This window comes from Chlorobaculum tepidum TLS, assembly GCF_000006985.1.
GTDB lineage: Bacteria > Bacteroidota > Chlorobiia > Chlorobiales > Chlorobiaceae > Chlorobaculum > Chlorobaculum tepidum.
The window spans coordinates 236271-254871 of record NC_002932.3; the positions used below are offsets into that span (position 1 = coordinate 236271).

16 protein-coding genes are annotated in these 18601 nt (G+C 57.7%); 10 read left to right on the forward strand and 6 right to left on the reverse strand.

The window, feature by feature from the left end; all coding sequences use genetic code 11:
• Positions 1–7: 7 nt before the first annotated feature.
• A complete protein-coding gene (locus AYT24_RS01115) occupies positions 8–1072 on the reverse strand; it encodes a glycosyltransferase family 9 protein (RefSeq protein WP_164926818.1) in 1065 nt (354 codons plus the stop codon).
• A gap of 135 nt (positions 1073–1207) precedes the next feature.
• Here AYT24_RS01115 and AYT24_RS01120 point away from each other — a divergent pair, with 135 nt between their 5' ends.
• A complete protein-coding gene (locus tag AYT24_RS01120) occupies positions 1208–1966 on the forward strand; it encodes a hypothetical protein (protein WP_164926819.1) in 759 nt (252 codons plus the stop codon).
• 368 nt (positions 1967–2334) lie between these two features.
• On the opposite strand, the gene AYT24_RS01125 is transcribed toward AYT24_RS01120, so the two are convergent.
• The 5 genes from AYT24_RS01125 to AYT24_RS01145 form a co-directional block, all read right to left on the reverse strand.
• Positions 2335–3447: a glycosyltransferase gene (locus AYT24_RS01125; protein ID WP_010931917.1), complete on the reverse strand. Its 1113-nt coding sequence runs from the start codon at positions 3445–3447 to the stop codon at positions 2335–2337.
• Positions 3444–4526: a glycosyltransferase gene (locus tag AYT24_RS01130; protein WP_164926820.1), complete on the reverse strand. Its 1083-nt coding sequence runs from the start codon at positions 4524–4526 to the stop codon at positions 3444–3446. The genes AYT24_RS01125 and AYT24_RS01130 overlap by 4 nt, the downstream gene beginning before the upstream one ends.
• Positions 4527–4572: 46 nt before the next feature.
• Positions 4573–5640: a glycosyltransferase gene (locus AYT24_RS01135; RefSeq protein ID WP_164926821.1), complete on the reverse strand. Its 1068-nt coding sequence runs from the start codon at positions 5638–5640 to the stop codon at positions 4573–4575.
• A gap of 3 nt (positions 5641–5643) precedes the next feature.
• Positions 5644–6942, reverse strand: coding sequence for a nucleotide sugar dehydrogenase (locus tag AYT24_RS01140; protein WP_010931920.1), 1299 nt, complete (start codon positions 6940–6942; stop codon positions 5644–5646).
• Between the two features lie 804 nt (positions 6943–7746).
• Positions 7747–8799 carry an NAD-dependent epimerase gene (locus AYT24_RS01145; protein ID WP_010931922.1) on the reverse strand — a complete coding sequence of 351 codons (1053 nt, stop codon included), beginning with the start codon at positions 8797–8799 and terminating at the stop codon, positions 7747–7749.
• A gap of 244 nt (positions 8800–9043) precedes the next feature.
• On the opposite strand from AYT24_RS01145, the gene AYT24_RS01150 reads away from it, so the two are divergent.
• From AYT24_RS01150 to infB, 9 genes are all read left to right on the forward strand, one after another.
• Positions 9044–10012, forward strand: coding sequence for a CPBP family intramembrane glutamic endopeptidase (locus AYT24_RS01150; protein WP_010931924.1), 969 nt, complete (start codon positions 9044–9046; stop codon positions 10010–10012).
• Positions 10013–10026: 14 nt separating this feature from the next.
• A complete protein-coding gene (locus AYT24_RS01155) occupies positions 10027–10827 on the forward strand; it encodes a phosphatidate cytidylyltransferase (protein WP_319792420.1) in 801 nt (266 codons plus the stop codon).
• A 277-nt stretch (positions 10828–11104) separates the two neighbouring features.
• Positions 11105–11575 (forward strand): PTS sugar transporter subunit IIA, encoded by a 471-nt coding sequence (locus AYT24_RS01160; protein WP_164926822.1) that lies wholly within the window; start codon positions 11105–11107, stop codon positions 11573–11575.
• Between the two features lie 21 nt (positions 11576–11596).
• On the forward strand, positions 11597–12889 hold the full coding sequence (hisS, locus tag AYT24_RS01165) for a histidine--tRNA ligase (RefSeq protein ID WP_010931928.1): 1293 nt from the start codon (positions 11597–11599) through the stop codon (positions 12887–12889).
• A complete protein-coding gene (locus tag AYT24_RS01170; protein WP_010931929.1) occupies positions 12886–13128 on the forward strand; it encodes a glutaredoxin family protein in 243 nt (80 codons plus the stop codon). The genes hisS and AYT24_RS01170 overlap by 4 nt, the downstream gene beginning before the upstream one ends.
• A 118-nt stretch (positions 13129–13246) precedes the next feature.
• Complete coding sequence (locus AYT24_RS01175) at positions 13247–13450, forward strand: hypothetical protein (RefSeq protein WP_164926823.1); 204 nt, start codon at positions 13247–13249, stop codon at positions 13448–13450.
• 153 nt (positions 13451–13603) lie between these two features.
• On the forward strand, positions 13604–14125 hold the full coding sequence (rimP, locus tag AYT24_RS01180) for a ribosome maturation factor RimP (protein ID WP_010931931.1): 522 nt from the start codon (positions 13604–13606) through the stop codon (positions 14123–14125).
• Between the two features lie 69 nt (positions 14126–14194).
• The gene (nusA, locus tag AYT24_RS01185; RefSeq protein WP_010931932.1) at positions 14195–15760 is read left to right on the forward strand and encodes a transcription termination factor NusA; all 1566 of its coding nucleotides are present in this window, start codon (positions 14195–14197) and stop codon (positions 15758–15760) included.
• Positions 15761–15845: 85 nt separating this feature from the next.
• Positions 15846–18590, forward strand: coding sequence for a translation initiation factor IF-2 (gene infB / locus AYT24_RS01190; protein WP_010931933.1), 2745 nt, complete (start codon positions 15846–15848; stop codon positions 18588–18590).
• The last annotated feature ends 11 nt before the right edge of the window (positions 18591–18601 follow it).

Sequence of the window (18601 nt, forward strand, 5' to 3'; positions counted from 1 at the left end):
AACGATTTCACGCTTCTCTCCCAATGGCGCGGGCCATGAGCCGCCTCACGGCGTCAGCGACGCTTTCCGGCTTGATGCCGCTCACTTCGCCGGTCGGCGAGATGACGATTTCGTACGGAATGGCGTAGGGGCCGAAGCGCGAAATGTCCTGCGGCGCTTCGCGGTACAGCCCGGCGACGGGTGTGCCGGTGGCCGAGGCGACGTGCACCATCGAGGTGTCGGGCGTCACCAGCAGCCGCAGCTTCGCCACGATGCAGCTCGCTTCGTAGAGGTTCCGCGTTGGCGGCGAGGCGACGGCGTTCGGGCACTGCTCTTCGAGGCGGCGCTTGGCATCCAGATCGTCCGGCCCGGAGAGCACCACGAAGCGCTCACCGGGGAAGCGTTCGAGCAGCGCCCGCCACTTCGCCTCCGTCCAGAGCCGGTTCGGCTCGCCCGCGCTGATGTTGACGCCGATCGGACGTATGTCTTCTGCCAGCCGTGATAGCAGTTGCCATATCTCGTTTGATACCGGCATGGCGGGCAGCGATGGGCGGCACGCCTCTGTATCTGCCGTGACGCCAAGCAGCGGGAGCAGGGCGCAATTTTTCACCGCCATGTGGGCGTGAAACTCCGTGTCGAGCAGGCGGTCGTAGAGTCCTTCGTGGAACGGGTTGTTGTGCCCCACCTTGAAGCGGGCGCGAATGAGCGCCGACTGGAGCAAAAACCAGGTCGAGGGGTGATCCTTGGTGTTGAAGAGCAGGTCGAACTTCCGCGAAAGCACTTCCCGGAAATAGCGCCGGGGCTGTTTCTTGACGAGGTGAACTGCCGTGACCTGCGGGTCGTTCATGAAGAAATTTGCTGAGGCGCGGCTGAAGGTGATGAGGTGAATTTCGAGATCGGGAAAGGCCTGCCGCAGATTCCTGACGAGCGGCGTGAGCAAGACGCAGTCGCCGAGTTTTTCCTGCGCGAGAATGGCGACGGAGCGCAACGGGCCGCTGAATTCGGCGCTGCCGCTTCTCGTGCGGGCGAGGCGTTGCAGCGAGCGGGCGAAAAGCTGGCGGAACTGCCGCTTCTTCTTTTTTCGGGGCTTCATCTCCGGGCTGTTTTTCCGGGCCGCATCCGGCGTCATCGATGTTTCGGGATTTTTCGTTATCGAGCAAATCAATGTACGCCATTTTTTATCTTTATGCAGGTCTATCGATTTTCCTGGCAGTAATCTTTTCAAACCATGAGCTTGACAAAAAAGCTGGTCGTGGTGCTCGGCTCCAAGCCGAACGCGGATATTCCTCTGGGAGACGCGGTCTATTGCGCTAACGCCGCCATCGGTTATTACGCAGAGATGGTCAGCCGATTTCCGCGCGTGGTGAGTGTTATGAGTCCGGATGTGATCCATCCTAAAGAGTTCAGGGAAGGGGTGCCGGATAGAGCGTTGAATCAGCGGCAGTTTCAGATGGTCCTCGCCTCGCGGCCCGAAAAAATGATTCTGACAAGAACCGGTCATTTTGAATTTCTGAAGGAGACGCTTGCCGGGGCCGGGTTCAAATCTCCCATGGAGGCTGTTTCGGCGCAAGAGCGGCGAGCGCTTGTCGGCAAAATCAGCGGCTGTTATGATCCGATTGTCACGAGCGATTTTTTCCGGCTGCCGCTGGACAGGAAAATCCGCTACGCCGGTTCGCTGGCAAGCACTTTCCTGAAGCGTCTGCTCAATAAGCGCAAAGATTGCGGGGCTGTTTTCAGGCCATCGACGGGCATTCTCGCGCTCGTTTTCGCCATCGCCGAACATGGCCGGACTGCTGACTACGTCATTTGCGGTATTGGCGTCCGGAAAAGGAACGAATACCTCAGCGGCAAGCAGGTGAAGGGGCATGATCTTCCGCATCATGTTTTCGCCGATGTCAAGGTGCTCCGCAAGCTGGCCCGCCGCTACAATCTTTTCACCACCGAGCCGGAGCTGGAGCACCTCGTTCCGCGTTACCGCTCCGGTTGAGCGCTCGCCGCGATTGCTCCGTTTTCCTCGGGAGCTTTATGGCCTTTGCTGTCGTCATCGCGAGCCATCCCGACAAGTCGGGACACGATACCCCGCGCGAACCTTGAACATCCAGACAAAAACCAATCATTCTCGATTGTAGGAGCGGGTTTTGTGCCCGTCTTCTTCCTCGGTCAGTTCATGGAATGCTGCGAAGCGAAGCGGCAATCCACCCCGCTTGCGCTGGTTTATCGCCATGTCTTTCGTTGCCTGATTGCCATTGAATAACCATCGCAAGAGGGCGAACACACAGGTTCGCCCCTACGGTCGGGAATGACGGGTAATCATGTTTTCCGTCATCATCGCTCGTGGTCAGACTGGCGCGCCGGTCAGCACCGCCCGGCTTTTTCAGCGAGCTTCGATTGCAGGTGTTTTTCGAGATTGTCGATCATGATTGGCACGGTGAAGTGCGTTTCGACGCGCTGGTGTCCGGCTTTGCCGTAGGCTTCGAGGAGGGCGGGGTTGTCGATGATTTGTTCGATGGCCTCGGCGATGGCTGCCGGATTTTTCGGCGGGATGATGAGACCGGTGTCGCAGACGAGGCTTTCCGGGCTCGCGCCCATCAGCTCGCGCGCGCCGTTCACGTCGGTGGCGATGACCGGCTTCTGCATGGCCATCGCCTCCATGACGACGTTCGGCATCCCTTCGAAAAGCGACGCCAGCACGAAGAGGTCGCACCCTTTGAGGAAGGGGTAAATGTCGGGCGTGAAGCCGAGGAAGACGAACGACCCTTTGAGGCCGAGCGCCGCGACCCTGTTTTTCAGCTCGATTTCGAGCTTGCCTTCGCCCGAAATGGCGAAGAGGAGGTCGTCGCGCTTGCGCTTCAGCATGGCGGCGGCGTCGATCAGGTACTCGAACCCCTTCTGTTTCGATAAACGTCCGGCGCTGTAGATGATCTTTTTGCCGGGGTAGCGCGAGGCGAAGTCGAACGCCGTGACCTCTGCCGGAATAGTGAGGCCGTTGTAGATCACCTTGACGAAATTTTCGCTGAACCAGCCGTACCCGGCGTAGGCTTCGCGGATGGTGCGGCTGTTGGTGACGATGCCGTCGGTCAGGCGCGTGAGCGAGAGTTTGTGCTTCCATTTCTTGCTGCACAGCAACATGCCGTGTCGCGCCAGCACCACGGGCCGCCCGACGAGCCGCGCGGCGAGGCCCGCCACGCGCACATCCTTGTTGAGGTTGCAGATGAGGATGTCGGTCTGGTGGCGTTTCATCCACGCGGCGATTTTCAGCGTCGCCAAGGGGCTGAAGTCGCCGCGAATCTCCATCACCTCCGTACGGACGCCGCTCCCGGCGGCGTAATCGAGCAGCCGGGAGTTGCGCTTGCTGGCGAGCACCACGTTATGGCCGCGATCGGTCAAGCCTTTGGCGGCGTTGACCATCCACTTTTCGCCGCCGCCGAATTTGTTGCGGCCAATGGAGTTGATGAAGAGTATGTTCACGTGCCTTTTTTTCGATCATTGATTTCTGAACAGAATTCGAACAGGTCTTTGCGCATCAGCTCGATCGAGAATCGCTGCATTATCGTTTGGTGTGCATTTGCCGCGACAGAGGCGATTTTGCCGGGGTTTTTGTAAAGCTCGCTGAATATCTCCGCAAGCCGTTTTTCGTCACCGTAGCGGACAAGAAAGCCATTCCGGCCATCTTCGATCAGCTCATCGGCTCCTCCAGAGAGCGTACTGACGGGGACGCAATGGAGCGCCATGCTTTCAAGAAGCACGTTTGCCAGACCTTCGGATGTCGATGCCGAGACAAACAGGTCGCAGGCGCGCATCACGGGATAGGGATTGGTCAGATGGCCGGTAAAGCGCACCCGGCCAGAGATGCCGAGATCAGCCGCAAGCTTTTCGAGCGACTCCCGCTCAGGACCCGTTCCCGCGATCACGAGTCCGGCATCGGTTATCTCGTTGCTGCCAGCGCTAAAGCGGGCGAAAGAGCGAATGAGGTAGTCGAATCCTTTGCGCGGGATGAGCGCTCCGGCAGCGCCAATCGTGAATGAAAAAGGTTTTTTACAGGGCAGCACGGAGTCTGGTTCCAGTTTTTCCCGGTCGATGCCATTGTAGATTACCCTGACCTTGTCCGGGTCGATCCACGGAGAGAGAGCAAGGGTTCGCCGAATTTTGTCGGCATTGACGATAATGCCATCGGCCAGCCAACCGTAGATCAGTCGCTGAACAGGCGTATTTTTTAGCGGGCGGTCGATGCCGAGACGGAGGATGTTTGCTGCTCCGGTGAGGCGGCAAACCAGACCGGCAAGTACGTAATCCTTGCGTTTCGTAGGGATCAGAATGTCGATTTTTTTTCGCCAGACGAGTCTGACCAGGCTGAAGATGGTGGGTAGATCGAATTCCCAGCGGAATGGCAGGCGAACTTTTTGGACGTCGATATGGTCGCCGATTGCTGGGTCGCGGTACGCGAGCATCACCAAGTGTTCATCGGCGAGGGCTTCGGCGGCCATTTTGGTCCATTTTTCGTTGCCACCCCATCCGCGACTCGCGGAGTTCAGGAAGAGGAAGTTCACCGGTTCGCGGGTTTGCGGAATTTATCGAAATCTGTACGTGCTTCTCTCATCGTTTCGCCGCCACCTCCCGGCAGAAGCTGGCGATTTCGCTCGCCATCCGCTCCATCGAAAATTGCTCGACGATCCGCGTCGTCGCTTGCCGCGCGAACTCCGCTCGGCGCTCCGGCGATTTGACGAGCAGTTGCAGGGCACTCGCCAGCGCCTCCTCGTCGCCGTAGTCGAGCAGAAGTCCGTTCCGGCCGTCGTCGATCACCTCTTCAACGCCGCCCGCCCGCGTGCTGATCGGCGCGTTGCCGAGGTACATCGCTTCGAGCAGGGCGTTGGGCAAGCCCTCGTTGGTCGAGGTGACGGCAAAAATGTCGCTCGCGGCGAGCCACGAGTAAGGATTTTGCTGGAAGCCCGGAAAGAGCACGCGATCCGCGAGTCCCAGCTCGTCAGCCAATTTCGCGAACTCCTTTTTCTGCGCGCCGTCGCCGATCAGCACGATTCCGGCGTCACGGTTGCCGCTCGCTTCGACGAAGCGCGAGAAGCTGCGGATGAGGAAGTCGTACCCCTTGTTCCAGGTGAGCCGTCCGAGGCCGGTGATTGTCACCGGGAATGGCTTGGCGACGGTCTGTTCCGAGCGCCGCCGGTCGAGTTCGGCGATGTCGAGGCCGTTGTAAATGACGCGGATCTTCGCTTCGGGGATGTAGCCGGTTTCGAGCAGGGTCTTTTTGATTTTGCTCGCGTTGACGATGATGCCGTTGCTGAGGGTGTGGTACATGAAGCGCTGCCAAGGCCATTTCAGCTTGCGGTCCGCGCCGAGGCGTAGAATCATCGCCGCGCCGGTCATTTTTCCGGCCAGACCGCCGAGGAGGTAGTCCTTGCGCTTGGTCGGGATGACGACCTCGATGCCGTTTTGGCGAATGATCGCCACCATCCGGAAGAGCGTGTAGAGATCGATGTGGCTGAGGCAAGGGAGGCGGAATTTCGGCAGGTCGAAGTGTTTGCCCACCGCCTCCTTGCGATAGATGAGCGAGACCTCATGCTGCTCCGAAAGCTTGCGGGCGGCCATCCGCGTCCATTTTTCTGTGCCGCCCCACTCCCGCGCGGAGTTGACGAAGAGAAGCTTCATGCCTCAGAGTCTGCCGTCGATGGCGTCGGTTGGCAGTACGCCCTTCACGTCGTAGATCACGGCGTTATCGCCAGAGCGGAGTTTGCCGATGGCCATTTCCGCGAACGCCGCGTGCGCGACGGCGAGAATGATGGCGTCGTAACCGCCTTCGACCGGCGCGTCGATACAGTCGAGTCCATATTCATGTCGCACCTCCTCCGGGTTAGCCCAGGGGTCGTGAATGTGCACCTGCGCGCCGTACTCCCGCAGTTCGGCCACAATGTCCACGGCGCGGGTGTTGCGGATGTCGGGGCAGTTCTCCTTGAAGGTGATGCCGAGCATGAGCACCTTTGAGCCTTTGACCTTCAGGTCGCGCGAAATCATCAGCTTGACTACCTCCGAGGCGACGTAGCGCCCCATGTTGTCGTTCAGGCGGCGGCCCGCCAGAATGATCTCCGGGTGGTAGCCGTACTCCTGAGCCTTCTGCGCCAGGTAGTAGGGATCGACGCCGATGCAGTGGCCGCCGACCAGACCGGGCCGGAAGGGCAGGAAGTTCCACTTCGTCCCGGCGGCCCGGAGCACGTCGAGCGTGTCGATGCCCATGCGATTGAAGATCATCGCCAGCTCGTTGACGAAGGCGATGTTGATGTCGCGCTGGGAGTTCTCGATCACCTTGGCCGCTTCGGCGACTCTGATCGACGAGGCCAGGTGCGTGCCCGCCGTGATGACCGAAGCGTACAGTTCGTCGATTTTGCGGGCGGCTTCGGGCGTGGAGCCGGAGGTCACCTTTTTGATTTTCGTGACCGTGTGCTCCTTGTCGCCGGGGTTGATCCGTTCGGGAGAGTAGCCCACGAAAAAGTCCCGGTTGAACGTGAGGCCCGAGACCCGTTCGAGCACCGGCACGCAATCCTCCTCGGTAGCGCCGGGATAGACGGTCGATTCGTAGATGACGATGTCCCCCTTTTCGAGCACCTGTCCGACCGTTTCGCTCGCCCGGATGAGCGGGGTGAGCACGGGGCGGTTGTGCTTGTCGGTCGGTGTCGGCACGGTGACGATGTAGATGTTCGCTTTGGCGATCTCCGCGATCGAGGAGGTGACGAAGAGGCCCTTGTCGCCATCGGCGGTCAGCGGGTTGCTCGCTGTGAGCACCGCGCCGAGCGCCTCCGCATCGACTTCGAGCGTCGAGTCGCACCCGTTGTTGAGCTCTTCGATCCGCTCCTGCTTGATGTCGAAGCCGGCCACCGGAAATTTTTTCGCGAACTCGACGGCGAGAGGCAGGCCGACGTAACCCAGGCCGATCAATGCGATCCTTGTTTTGTCCATTGTTACTGGTTGATCATTGAGAGTTTCGCTCAGGCATTTTCGTTATGGCGCTTCCGGGGATTTGCTCTTCGGACAGGCGGCGAGGCTGTTCGCGTTCGGTATAGGCTCAGCTCGGGCTGCAAAATCGGATAAAAAAGCAATGTAACTGCCAGCCAATATAAAAAATCGTCGTGATTTTTAGCTGGCGCGGCTGGTCTGGCGCGCTTGCTTTCTCGTTATTTACAAATGATATTGCTGTAATTATTTGCTGGCAAAGCCAAGCTGTATAGGGGAACAATGGTTCCTCGCTGTTCCAAGTGGGTAGGGCGACATTGAGTTTGCCGCCCGGAAATACCACTTTTTCAGAAACGATTCGGCCAGTGCTGGCGGCTGACTAAAAAGTCCTGAAACGCCAGACGCATCCGGCCTATTGTGCTCGTCGACTATCGTGGCGATCGTCTTGACCGCCATTGACCTGGCCATGAACATAAGGAAACGGATTGCAGCTTGAGAAGACCGCACTCAGGAGAGGAGATTTGCGGTACTCTGGCCGTCAGACAGGCCTTGTGCTGAAAAAAGTTGAGGTGACGCCAGGTTGCCTCTGAAGTTTCACATAGGCTTTCATGCCTTTTTGGCCGCACTCTGGGCAGCAGAATACGCTACCCGGCACGGTACGTCGGACGTTAAAAAAACGAACTCAAGCCGTGGAAGCAGCAAGGATGGGTAAGCCCGCCGAAGCAACTTGATCGCCGAAAGCCGTGGCCGGAGCAGTTGGAAACTCCAGCCACGGCTTTTTCTGTTCGGCGACAGGTCGCCCGTAAACGCTCAGACCTTGAAGAACTCGCGGTACCAGGCGATGAAACGGTTGACGCCCTCCTGCACCGTGGTTTCGGGCTTGTAGTCAAAGTCTTTGACCAGGTCGCTGACATTGGCCCAGGTCGAAGGCACGTCGCCCGGCTGGATCGGTAACAGATTTTTTTCGATGGTGACACCGAGTGCGTTTTCGAGTGCTTCGATGTAATCCATCAGCTTGACCGTCTTGTTGTTGCCGATGTTGTAAACGCGGTACGGGGCGGACGAGGTGCCGGGATCGGGGGCCGCGCCGCTCCAGTCGGGGTTCGGCTGGGCCGGATGGTCGAGCACGCGCACGACGCCCTCGACGATGTCGTCGATGTAGGTGAAGTCGCGCTGCATGTTGCCATAGTTGAAGACATCGATCGGGCGGCCTTCGAGCGCGGCTTTGGTGAAGAGGAAGAGCGCCATGTCGGGCCGTCCCCACGGGCCGTAGACCGTGAAGAAGCGCAGGCCGGTGGTTGGAATGCCGAACAGGTGGCTGTAGGTGTGGGCCATCAGCTCGTTGGACTTTTTGCTGGCCGCGTAGAGGCTGACCGGGTGATCGACGTTGTCGTGCACCGAAAAGGGCTGGCGTTCGTTCAGGCCGTAAACCGATGAGCTTGACGCATAGCAGAAGTTGCCGAGGCTGTTGTGGCGGGCCGCTTCCAAGAGGTTCACGAAGCCGACGATGTTCGAGCTGACGTAGGAGGCGGGATTGGTGAGCGAGTAGCGCACGCCCGCCTGGGCGGCCAGGTTGCAGAGCGCGTCGAACTTCTCCGCCTTGAAGAGGTTGTCGATGCCCTCCTTGTCTTCGAGATTGAGCTTGACGAAACGGTAGTTCGGATATTTCGACGACTGCACGGTTTTGCCGTATTCGATGGCGGATTCAGCGATGCCCGAGTACGCCAGACGCCCGTACTTGACCCGCTGGTCGTAGTAGTCGTTGATGTTGTCGATGCCGACCACGTCGTCGCCCCTCGACGCGAGTCGTTCGCAAAGATGGAAGCCGATGAATCCGGCAGCGCCGGTAACGAGGATTTTCATGCAGTGTGTATGATTTGAAGCCCATCTGTGGGGCTGTTTTCGGGAGCAGGTACGCCACAATCTGGCGGTTCGACTGCGCCGGGAATGTGTTTGTGAACTTAAAGATAATCAGCTTTTTGGGAAAAAAGCGTTTCATTCAGGATGAAAACGAACGCTGTTTTTGCCCATTGTCTGCTCTGTCGAAAATAGGGTATCTTTCTGCCTGCAATGATACAATCATTTTTCAACCGATGAACCGTGCTTCATGAATTTCCCTGACGATCCGAAGCCGCACCGGCGGCCCCGTTTTTTCGATACCGTTTTGGTTTTGCTTTTCGTATTGGCCGCCTATCCGATTGTTGGCGCGCTTCTGACCATACTGGTGGCGGGGGGTAATCCTTTCGGCAATGGATTCGAAGCGGCAACCCATTCGTTCGTGGTGCGTCTTCTCGTAGCTCAGGCATTCGGGCAGATGGTGGTGCTTGCGCTTCCGGTGTTCTGGCTTGCAAGGCGCTTTTCCGGCGACGGATTGTTCGGCAATACAACGCTTGAGTGGCTGGGGATCAGAAAGCACGGCGGCAGCCGACCTGCGTTGATAGCCGGGGCCGGAATGCTGCTGTTGCAACCCGCGCTGTACAGCATTGTCGAGTTGCAGACGCTTCTGCTGCCTTATCTTGGCACTTTTGGGAAGTCGCTTCTGCAGGAGCAGGCCACGCTTGACATTTTTCTCAAAAAACTTGCCGGAGGTGCGTCGATCGGGGGGAGCGTCCTGTCGATTCTTGTGCTTGTCCTGACTCCGGCGATCTGCGAAGAGCTGTTTTTTCGCGGGTACATCCAGAAAAGTTTTGTCCTGAGCCTTTCCCCGCAAAGGGCGGTGCTTTTTACAGGGATTGTGTTTGCCCTGTTTCACATGGAGTGGTTCAATTTCGTGCCGCTGACTTTGCTCGGGTGGTATATTGGGTATATTTACTGGAAATCTGATAATCTCCTGGTTCCCGCCGTCGCGCACGGCACCAACAATCTGGCCGCGCTCGTTCTGCTAAAAAGCGGCATCGATTCAGGCAGCGCAACTGATCCGTCTTCCGGATTGCTTGTTTCCTGGCCGTGGTGGGGTCTTGTGGTGGTTTCGTTGTCTCTTTTTTTTCTGCTGATCCGGTATTTTCCGGTGAGGCCGGCATTGCAGGATGCCGATAACCCGATGCCTCCCGGGCATCGCTGGAAATCTCAGTGTTGATGCAAAGCAATCTCATGCAGAGAGTGGCGGTTGCCATTGTGGGCATTCCGCTGTTACTCTGGCTCAATATGCAAGGTGGTTTGTATTTTCTGGGGCTGGTGCTCGCGCTCAGCCTCATGGCGACCTGGGAGTTCTGGCGCCTGGCCACGCATCGGGCACATCCGCCGTCGGTTGTTATTCTGCTGCCGCTGACTGCCTTTGTGCAGCTCGATTTCTATTACGGCTTCATCGGCTACTGGGAGGCGATTCTCGCCGTGGTCATGCTTCTGTATGTGCTTGAAATATGGCGGAACCAGGGTTCCCAGTTCATGAACCTCGGTGCGACGCTTGTCGGTCTGCTCTACGTGAACCTAAGCTTTGGTGCGTTGCTCAGGCTCCGCTTGTCGGAGACCACCGGCGAGGGTTCCGGCGAGGCGCTGGTGCTGCTCATGTTGCTGTGTGTCTGGGCGGCGGATATTTTCGCCTATTTCGGCGGACGCGGATTCGGAGGCAAGTTTATCAAAAAGAGGCTCTTTGCGCGCATCAGCCCGAAGAAGACCTGGGAGGGCTATCTTGCTGGAATTGCCGGAAGCGCGCTGGCGGCGTGGGCCTGCTCGGCGTACATCTCCGGCTGCCCCGACGGGCGGGCGATACCGGCGGGCCTGCTCATCGGCGTGGTCGCGCCCGCAGGCGACCTGCTCGAATCGATGTTCAAGCGTGATGCGGGAGTCAAGGACTCATCGGGTGTCATTCCGGGGCACGGCGGTGTGCTTGACCGCTTTGATACCGTGATGTTCGTCTCCCCGCTGCTCTATTTCCTCGTGCATCACTGGTGATCTTTCACCGGTTGATGCCGGTACATAAAAGAATGTTTTTCTTATATTCCGGTTTTGTTTTTAGAGGAACTCCTCTGTTGACGGTATCGTGATCTTCGGTTTGCCGGAACCAGGTCTGGAGCACCTGCGGCAGTCTTGCTGTTCGCGGGTTTTCCCCGTTTTTGGCTACTCTGCCTTTTTTCGGTTCTGCGGCTCGCGGCCAGACAATCCGGCATGGTTCCCCGGAGAATGCGGTTTCCCGATCTTGCGTCCACACTCTGCAATGCTGTCATCGACCATGAAAATCGAAGCCCTTCTCACAGAAAAGCACATCAACCTGAATCTCGGTTCCAGTTCAAAGGACGAGGTGATCGATACGCTGATCGCTATGGTGGCTGATCATGACAAGGTCAGGGATTTAAAGCAGCTTGCCGAGGATGTACGAAAGCGGGAACGAGAGATGTCCACGGGCATCGGCAAGAACATCGGGTTGCCGCACGCCAAGACCTCGGCGGTGACCGAACCGGTGCTGGCACTCGCCACGCTTTCCAATGAGGTCGATTTTGAGTCGATCGACAACCAGCCGGTGAAGATCGTGTTCCTGCTTGCCACGCCGGAGACCATGCTTGCCGAGCATCTCAAACTGCTCGGACGCATCACCAGGCTTGCGGGCCGGGACGATGTTCGCCGCAAGCTCATCGACGCGGCAACCCCCGCAGATGTGCTCGAACTTTTCAAGCAGGAGGAGAGGGATCTCCCCCAGATTTAATTTGATGACCGCAAGGCAGCTATGACACAGTTCCAAGGAGTGAAAGGGACGAGAGATATTTTTCCTGATGAGATTTCGAGATGGCACTATGTCGAGGGGGTTGTCCACTCGGTAGCCGCGCTGTACGGATTCAGCGAAATCCGTACGCCTGTTTTCGAGTACACCGAGCTCTTTCAGCGCGGCATAGGAGCGACCACCGATATCGTCGGCAAGGAGATGTTCACCTTTCTTCCCGATCCCAATGGCCGCTCCCTGACGCTTCGTCCCGAGATGACCGCAGGCGTGATGCGCGCCTGCTTGCAGAAGAACCTGCTCTCGCAAGCGCCAGTGCACAAGCTCTGGTACATTAGCGATCTGTTCCGCAAGGAGCGCCCGCAGGCTGGCCGTCAGCGCCAGTTCACGCAGTTCGGCGCGGAGCTGCTCGGTGTATCCAACCCGGCGGCGGTGGCCGAAGTGCTTACCCTCATGATGCAGGTGTTTGAAACGCTCGGGCTGCACGGCTTGCGACTGCGCATCAACTCGCTTGGCGACCTCGACGACCGTGCGCGGTATCGCGAGGCGCTCCGGGCCTACTTCCAGCCTTACGAGGCCGACCTCGACGAGTTGTCGAAGGAGCGGCTTAAAAAGAATCCGTTGCGCATCCTCGATTCGAAAAATCCCGCTTTGCAGGAGATGATCATGGGCGCGCCGAGGCTCTACCATTCGCTCAAGCCGGAGTCTGTGGCCGAATTCGAGCAGGTGCTCGCCTATCTCGACGACAGGCAAATCGCCTACAACGTCGATCACCTGCTGGTGCGCGGACTCGATTATTACTGCCACACGGCTTTCGAGGTGACCAGCTCCGAGCTTGGCGCGCAGGACGCTATTGGCGGCGGCGGGCGCTACGACGGCTTGGCGCGTGAACTTGGAGCTTCCGCTGATCTGCCCGCCGTGGGTTTCGCCGTCGGCATGGAGCGGCTCATGATTGTCATGGAGAAGCAGGGGCTGTTCGCGACGCTCAATCCGCATGGTCCTCTTGTTTCTGTCATCATACAGCAAAAGGAGCTTGCCGGGCATGCCATGCAGGTCGCTTTCCATTTGCGCAAGGCAGGCATCAAAACCGAGATCGATCTTGCCGAACGGAGCATGAAGGCGCAGATGCGTGACGCCAACCGAATGGGTTCGGCCTACGCGCTCTTCGTTGGCCAGTCGGAATTCGAGTCGGGCATCTATGCGCTCAAGAATCTCGTCACTTCCGAGCAGACCTCGCTCGATCTTGACGCCATCATCGAGGTGTTGCGCGAACCGGCGGCGCGGGAGTCGCTCAGGCCATGAGGCCGCAAGTGACCATCTACGGCAAGCCGGAGTGCTGCCTCTGCGACGATGCGCTCAAAGTGCTCGAAGCAGTGCGTAAGCGGATTCCGTTCGATATCGAGAAGCGGGACATCTCCGGCAACGCGGATCTCATCGAGCGTTACGGGTTGAGCATTCCGGTCATCTTCGTCGATGGCAAACTCGCCTTCAAGCACCGGATCGACAAGGAGCGCCTGATTGCTCTGCTCAAAGGGCAATAACTGCCTGTACCCAGCAGCATCTGAACTACCGGTTCGGGTTGGTGATTATCGATGGTATCATGCATTTTTTTTCGAAAAAGAGTCCGTACAGACGGAACGATGTATTGAGGTTGACCATATGCTGAAATTCATTCTTCTCTTGATCGCCCTGTGGCTGGTTGTGCGTTTTTTGCGGCGTCTGATTGGTTTGACTTTTTTTGTCAGGAGCGATGATCGTATGGGGGGCGGCCTCTCATCGTTTTCTTCTTCCGCCGGACGCCAGGCGCAGGTTGAGGAGGCAGAGTATGAAGTGATCGACAGCCAGATCAAACAAAAGGAGTAAAACGCGCAGATTGCGCGATAGTTTTTGGTTTGTGTTCGATTTTTTTTATATATTGTAAGTCATTGGAGCACTAGTCTGTTAAAAGCAAAGTTTCTGAAAGTGGGGGATCCCCACTTTTTTGTTTTCGGAAATTCGAGCGAAGCAATTGATGCGATGACGGATGATTTGATAAAGAAGGCGATTGGCGAAACGATCGGTGAACTCTCTGCCACAAGCGGTGAAGAGATTTACGTTGTCGAAGCTGCCATTCGCGCGGGCGGCAGGAAAATCGAACTGACCGTCGATACCGACAAAGGGGTCAGCATCGATCAGTGTGCAAAGCTAAGCCGGGCCATCAGGGCGCGTCTTGAAGCGTGCGAAGAGGATAGCATGCTTTCGAGCGGAGAGTTCGATCTCATGGTTTCATCTCCCGGTATTGGCGAGCCGATCCAGGTGCAGCGTCAGTACTTGCGGCATCTGGGCCGTTTGATCCGGGTGAACTACCTCGACGAAGAGGAGCAGCCGAAGGAGATTACGGGCAAGTTGCTCGAAGCCGCCGTCGGGCCCGAAGCCGAGCAGCCATCGATCACCATCGAAGCCGTCAAAGAGGGGCGAAAAAAGAGAACCGCCGGAGAGCCGCCGGTGACGATTCGCCTTGCCGATGTCGTCAGGGCGGTGGTGCAGACCGAGTTGTAATAAGTTATAGTTCCGTGAAGTGCAAGAACGAATCGCAGACTATTTTATATCAATAAAGATCACACAGCGATGCCAAGAAAGCAGCTAAAGGGTGAAACTCATGATCAGAAGGCGCAGATTGCCAGCGCTTTCGGAGAAATCGAGCAGTCGAAGATTTTTCTGGACAAGCGTTCCGAAAGCGCTGCTGTCAAGATGGATATTGCCGACCTGCTCAAGGAGATCATCCAGAAACAGCTCAGGAAAGATTACGATCCCGAGGTGGAGTCCAATATCTTCATCAATCCCGAACGCGGCGATTTCGAGGTCTATATTCTGAAAAAAATCGTCAAAGAGGTCGATCTTCCCACTATCGAAATCGGTCTCGACGAAGTTCGCCAGATCGACGATTCGCTTGAGCTGGGTGATTATTACGAGGAAGGGCCGATCAAGCTCGATGATTATCTGACCCGCAAGTCGATACAGATCATCAAGCAGTCGGTGCAGAAAAAGGTTCGCGATCTGGAGCGCCTGGCCGTGTACGAGGAATGCCTCGAAAAGGTCGGCGAGGTGGTGGCCGGTGAGGTTTACCAGGTCAGACCGAACGAGGTGATTTTTACCTACAATACCTCCAAGGATCATCGTGTGGAGCTGGTGCTGCCGAAGTCGGAAATGATGAAGAAGGACAACCCGCGCCGCACGCCGCGTATGAAGTTGTACGTCAAGCGCATCGAGCGCGAGAAGGTCAAGGTGCGAAACGACGACGGCACCGTTGAGGAGCGAGAGAAGCCGGACGGCGGTATGAAGGTGATCGTTTCGCGCGTCGATGACCGCTTCCTTTACAAGCTCTTTGAAAGCGAGGTTCCGGAGATTCTCGATGGTTTGATCGTCATCAAGGGCATCGCCCGCGTGCCGGGCGAACGAGCCAAGGTTGCGGTTGAATCGACCAGCTCGCGTATCGATCCGGTTGGCGCTACGGTCGGTTACCGCGGCAAGCGCATCCAGAGCATCGTCAAGGAGCTGAACAACGAGAACATCGATGTCATCTACTACACCGACGAGCCGCAGGTGTTCATCGCCCGTGCGCTGCAGCCGGCCAAGATCGACCCGATGACCGTGCACGCCGACATGAAGACCCGCAAGGCGCGCGTTATGCTCAAGCCCGACCAGATCAAATACGCTATCGGCAAGAACGGCAACAACATCCATCTGGCCGAAAAGCTGACGGGCTATGAAATCGACGTCTATCGCGACGTGATCGACAAGTCGCTCGAAGACCCGAACGACATCGACATCATCGAGTTCCGCGAAGAGTTCGGCGACGATATGATCTACCAGCTGCTCGACGGCGGTCTCGATACGGCCAAGAAGATTCTGAAAGGCGGCGTCGAAAAAATCGAGGAGGCTCTGCTCGGCACGCAGAAGAGCGAAGAGCTGTTCGTCTTTAACAAGACTCGCAAGCCGGTCAAGCCAAAAGAGCGCCGGATCACCGACGACGAAAAGCGCTACTGGAAGAAGATCGCCGAGACCATCTATCGCACCGTCAGGGAGCAGTTCAACGATGAAGATCTCAAGGCGCTTCTCGATGACAGCCATGAACGGTCGCTCAAGGGCGACGGGATCGATCCGGAAGAGATTCGGGACAAAGAAACAAACTGAGAATGAGTACAGGATTTCCGGGCAGGCGTCGGGGCGGCGAGTGTGAAGGAATTCCGGCAAGAGGATAATTATCCAGGAGGAGTCAATGGCCATCGAGGAAAAGCAAAGCAGGTTCCGTATCAGTGATATCGCCAAGGAGCTGCAGGTCAGCCCGCGGGAAGTTCTGCAGTTTGTCAAGCAGGCAGGGGGCAAGGTTGCCTCGACCTCTTCAATGGTGGGCGAGGACATGCGTGACATGATTTTCGGCAATTTCAGCCAGGAGAAAAAGCGGGTTGATGAGGCTCGCAAGATCAGGGCTGAAAAGCAGAAGCGCCTGACAAGGCTCGAAGAGCAGTCGAGGAAAGCGTACGAAAAGGAGCAGCAGCTCAAGGAGAGCCTGAGCATCGCTCCTCTTCCGGCACCTGTGCTGCATGCGCCCGAAGTCAAAATCGAGATTCCTCCGGAAACCGCAACAACGCCCGTTGCCGCCGAGCCGCCCGCCATTCTTCCGGTTGTTTCCACGCCGCAGCCGGAACCGGTTGCCGACCTGCCACTTGTCACCGAACCTGTTGTCGCCGAGCCTGTTGCTGAAGCAGAGCCTGTGGTTGAGGCGCCTGTTGCGGAGACCGCAGGACCGGAAGTAATGACGCCGCTGGTTCAGACCCTGCCCGAGTCGATGCAGGCTTACGAGGCGCCGCAGAAGATCGGTGGCCTGACGGTTCTCGGCACGATCGATGTCATCAGCGAAGCGGAACGGAAAAAGAAGTCCCGCAAGAAGAGCTTCAGGGAGAGTGCCGTTGAACTCAAGGGCGAGTTTGAAAATGTGCTGAGTGTCGACAGCGAAGATGGTGAAGCAGCCAAGAAAAAGGCAGCCAAACCTGATGGCGGAGAGGACGTCGGTGTCAAGAAAAAGAAGGGCAAGAAGAAAAAGAAGGTCGAGATTGACGACAAGGTCATCTCCAAGAATATCAAGAGCACCATCAGCGGCATGGACGACAGCGGCTTGTCTGGCTCTCGCCAGAAGTTCCGCAAGCAGCGCCGTATGGAGCGCGAACGCGAGTTCGAGGAGGCCGAGGCGATGCGCGAGGCTGAAAAGACTCTGATCAGGGTCACCGAGTACGCCTCACCGCACGAGCTGGCCGAACTGATGGGCCTGACCGCCAAGGAGATCATCCAGAAGTGCTTCTCGATGGGCAAGTTTGTGACCATCAACCAGCGTCTCGACAAGGAGACCATCGAGTTGATCGGTCTTGAATTTGGTTTCGAGGTCGAGTTCATCTCGGAAATCGAAGCAACGACGACCGAAGAGCTGGTGGACAATGCGGAGGATTTGCAGACCCGTCCGCCCGTGGTGACCATCATGGGTCACGTCGATCACGGCAAGACCTCGCTGCTTGACTACATCCGCCGAAGCAACGTGGTTGCGGGCGAATCGGGTGGCATCACCCAGCACATCGGTGCCTACGAGGTTTCGCTCGATGACGGACGCCATATCACCTTTCTTGATACGCCGGGTCACGAGGCCTTCACCGCCATGCGTGCTCGCGGCGCCCAGGTGACCGATATCGTCATTTTGGTGGTGGCTGCCGACGACAGCGTCATGCCGCAGACCATCGAGGCGATCAATCATGCCAAGGCGGCGGGCGTGCCGATCGTTGTGGCGATCAACAAGATCGACAAGCCCGAGGCCAACGTCGAGAAGATCAAGGCGCAGCTTTCCGAGGCGGGCGTGCTGGTCGAGGACTGGGGCGGCGAAAGCCAGTGTCAGGAGATTTCAGCCAAGAAGGGTATCGGCATCAGCGAGCTGCTGGAGAAAGTGCTCGCCGAAGCGGAAATCCGCGAATTGAAGGGTAACTATTCCAGAGACATTCTCGCCAGCGGCGTCATCGTTGAATCCGAGCTTGACAAAGGCAAGGGCGTGGTTTCAACCGTGCTGGTGCAGCGCGGCTTCCTGAAGGTTGGCGATCCGTTCGTGGCTGGGAACTCGATGGGCAAGGTCAGGGCGCTCATGGACGAGCGCGGCAAGCGCATTCACGAGGCCGGTCCCTCGACGCCGGTGCGCGTGCTCGGCTTCGAGGATATGCCGCAGTCCGGCGATGTGCTGACCGTGATGGCCTCCGACCGCGATGCCCGCGACCTGGCCCAGAAACGCCAGATTATCAAGCGTGAGCACGAGTTCCGCCGCAGCACCCGCGTCAAGCTCGACAGCATCGCTCGCCAGATTAAGGAGGGGCTCAAGAAGGAACTCAGCGTCATCATCAAGGCCGATACCGACGGCTCGATCCAGGCGCTGGCTGACGGTCTGATGAAGATTCACAACGAAGAGGTCAAGGTGCAGATCATCCACCAGGGGGTCGGTCAGATCACCGAAACCGACGTGCTGCTGGCCGCCGCTTCGGACGCGATCATCATCGGTTTCAGGGTGCGCCCGAATGTCAACGCCAAGCGGCTTGCCGAGAAAGAAGACCTCGACGTGCGCTTTTACAGCGTTATCTACCACGTGCTCGAAGATGTGGAGAAGGCGCTCGAAGGTATGTTGTCGCCTGAACTGCACGAGGAGAGCCTCGGTTCGCTTGAGATCCGCCAGGTCTTCAGGGTGCCGAAGGTGGGCAATGTCGGCGGCGCTTACGTGCTGGAAGGCAAAGTCTCGCGCGACGCAAAAGTCCGCCTGCTGCGCGATGGTGTGCAGATTTTTGAAGGCCAGCTCGACTCGCTCAAGCGCTTCAAGGATGACGTCAAGGAGGTCGATGCCGGCTACGAGTGCGGCGTCAGTCTCAAAGGGTATGACGATATCAAGGTGGGCGACGTGATCGAGGCCTACAAGATCGTCGAGAAAAAACGCAAGCTCTGAGCTGAAAGGAG

Coding starts and splice junctions, on each gene's coding strand:
- AYT24_RS01115 (WP_164926818.1), bottom strand. CDS start 1,072: ATGAAGCCCCGAAAAAAGAAGAAGCGGCAGTTCCGCCAGCTTTTCGCC.
- AYT24_RS01120 (WP_164926819.1), top strand. CDS start 1,208: ATGAGCTTGACAAAAAAGCTGGTCGTGGTGCTCGGCTCCAAGCCGAAC.
- AYT24_RS01135 (WP_164926821.1), bottom strand. CDS start 5,640: ATGAAGCTTCTCTTCGTCAACTCCGCGCGGGAGTGGGGCGGCACAGAA.
- AYT24_RS01140 (WP_010931920.1), bottom strand. CDS start 6,942: ATGGACAAAACAAGGATCGCATTGATCGGCCTGGGTTACGTCGGCCTG.
- AYT24_RS01145 (WP_010931922.1), bottom strand. CDS start 8,799: ATGAAAATCCTCGTTACCGGCGCTGCCGGATTCATCGGCTTCCATCTT.
- AYT24_RS01150 (WP_010931924.1), top strand. CDS start 9,044: ATGAATTTCCCTGACGATCCGAAGCCGCACCGGCGGCCCCGTTTTTTC.
- AYT24_RS01155 (WP_319792420.1), top strand. CDS start 10,027: ATGCAGAGAGTGGCGGTTGCCATTGTGGGCATTCCGCTGTTACTCTGG.
- AYT24_RS01160 (WP_164926822.1), top strand. CDS start 11,105: ATGAAAATCGAAGCCCTTCTCACAGAAAAGCACATCAACCTGAATCTC.
- hisS (WP_010931928.1), top strand. CDS start 11,597: ATGACACAGTTCCAAGGAGTGAAAGGGACGAGAGATATTTTTCCTGAT.
- AYT24_RS01170 (WP_010931929.1), top strand. CDS start 12,886: ATGAGGCCGCAAGTGACCATCTACGGCAAGCCGGAGTGCTGCCTCTGC.
- AYT24_RS01175 (WP_164926823.1), top strand. CDS start 13,247: ATGCTGAAATTCATTCTTCTCTTGATCGCCCTGTGGCTGGTTGTGCGT.
- rimP (WP_010931931.1), top strand. CDS start 13,604: ATGACGGATGATTTGATAAAGAAGGCGATTGGCGAAACGATCGGTGAA.
- nusA (WP_010931932.1), top strand. CDS start 14,195: ATGCCAAGAAAGCAGCTAAAGGGTGAAACTCATGATCAGAAGGCGCAG.
- infB (WP_010931933.1), top strand. CDS start 15,846: ATGGCCATCGAGGAAAAGCAAAGCAGGTTCCGTATCAGTGATATCGCC.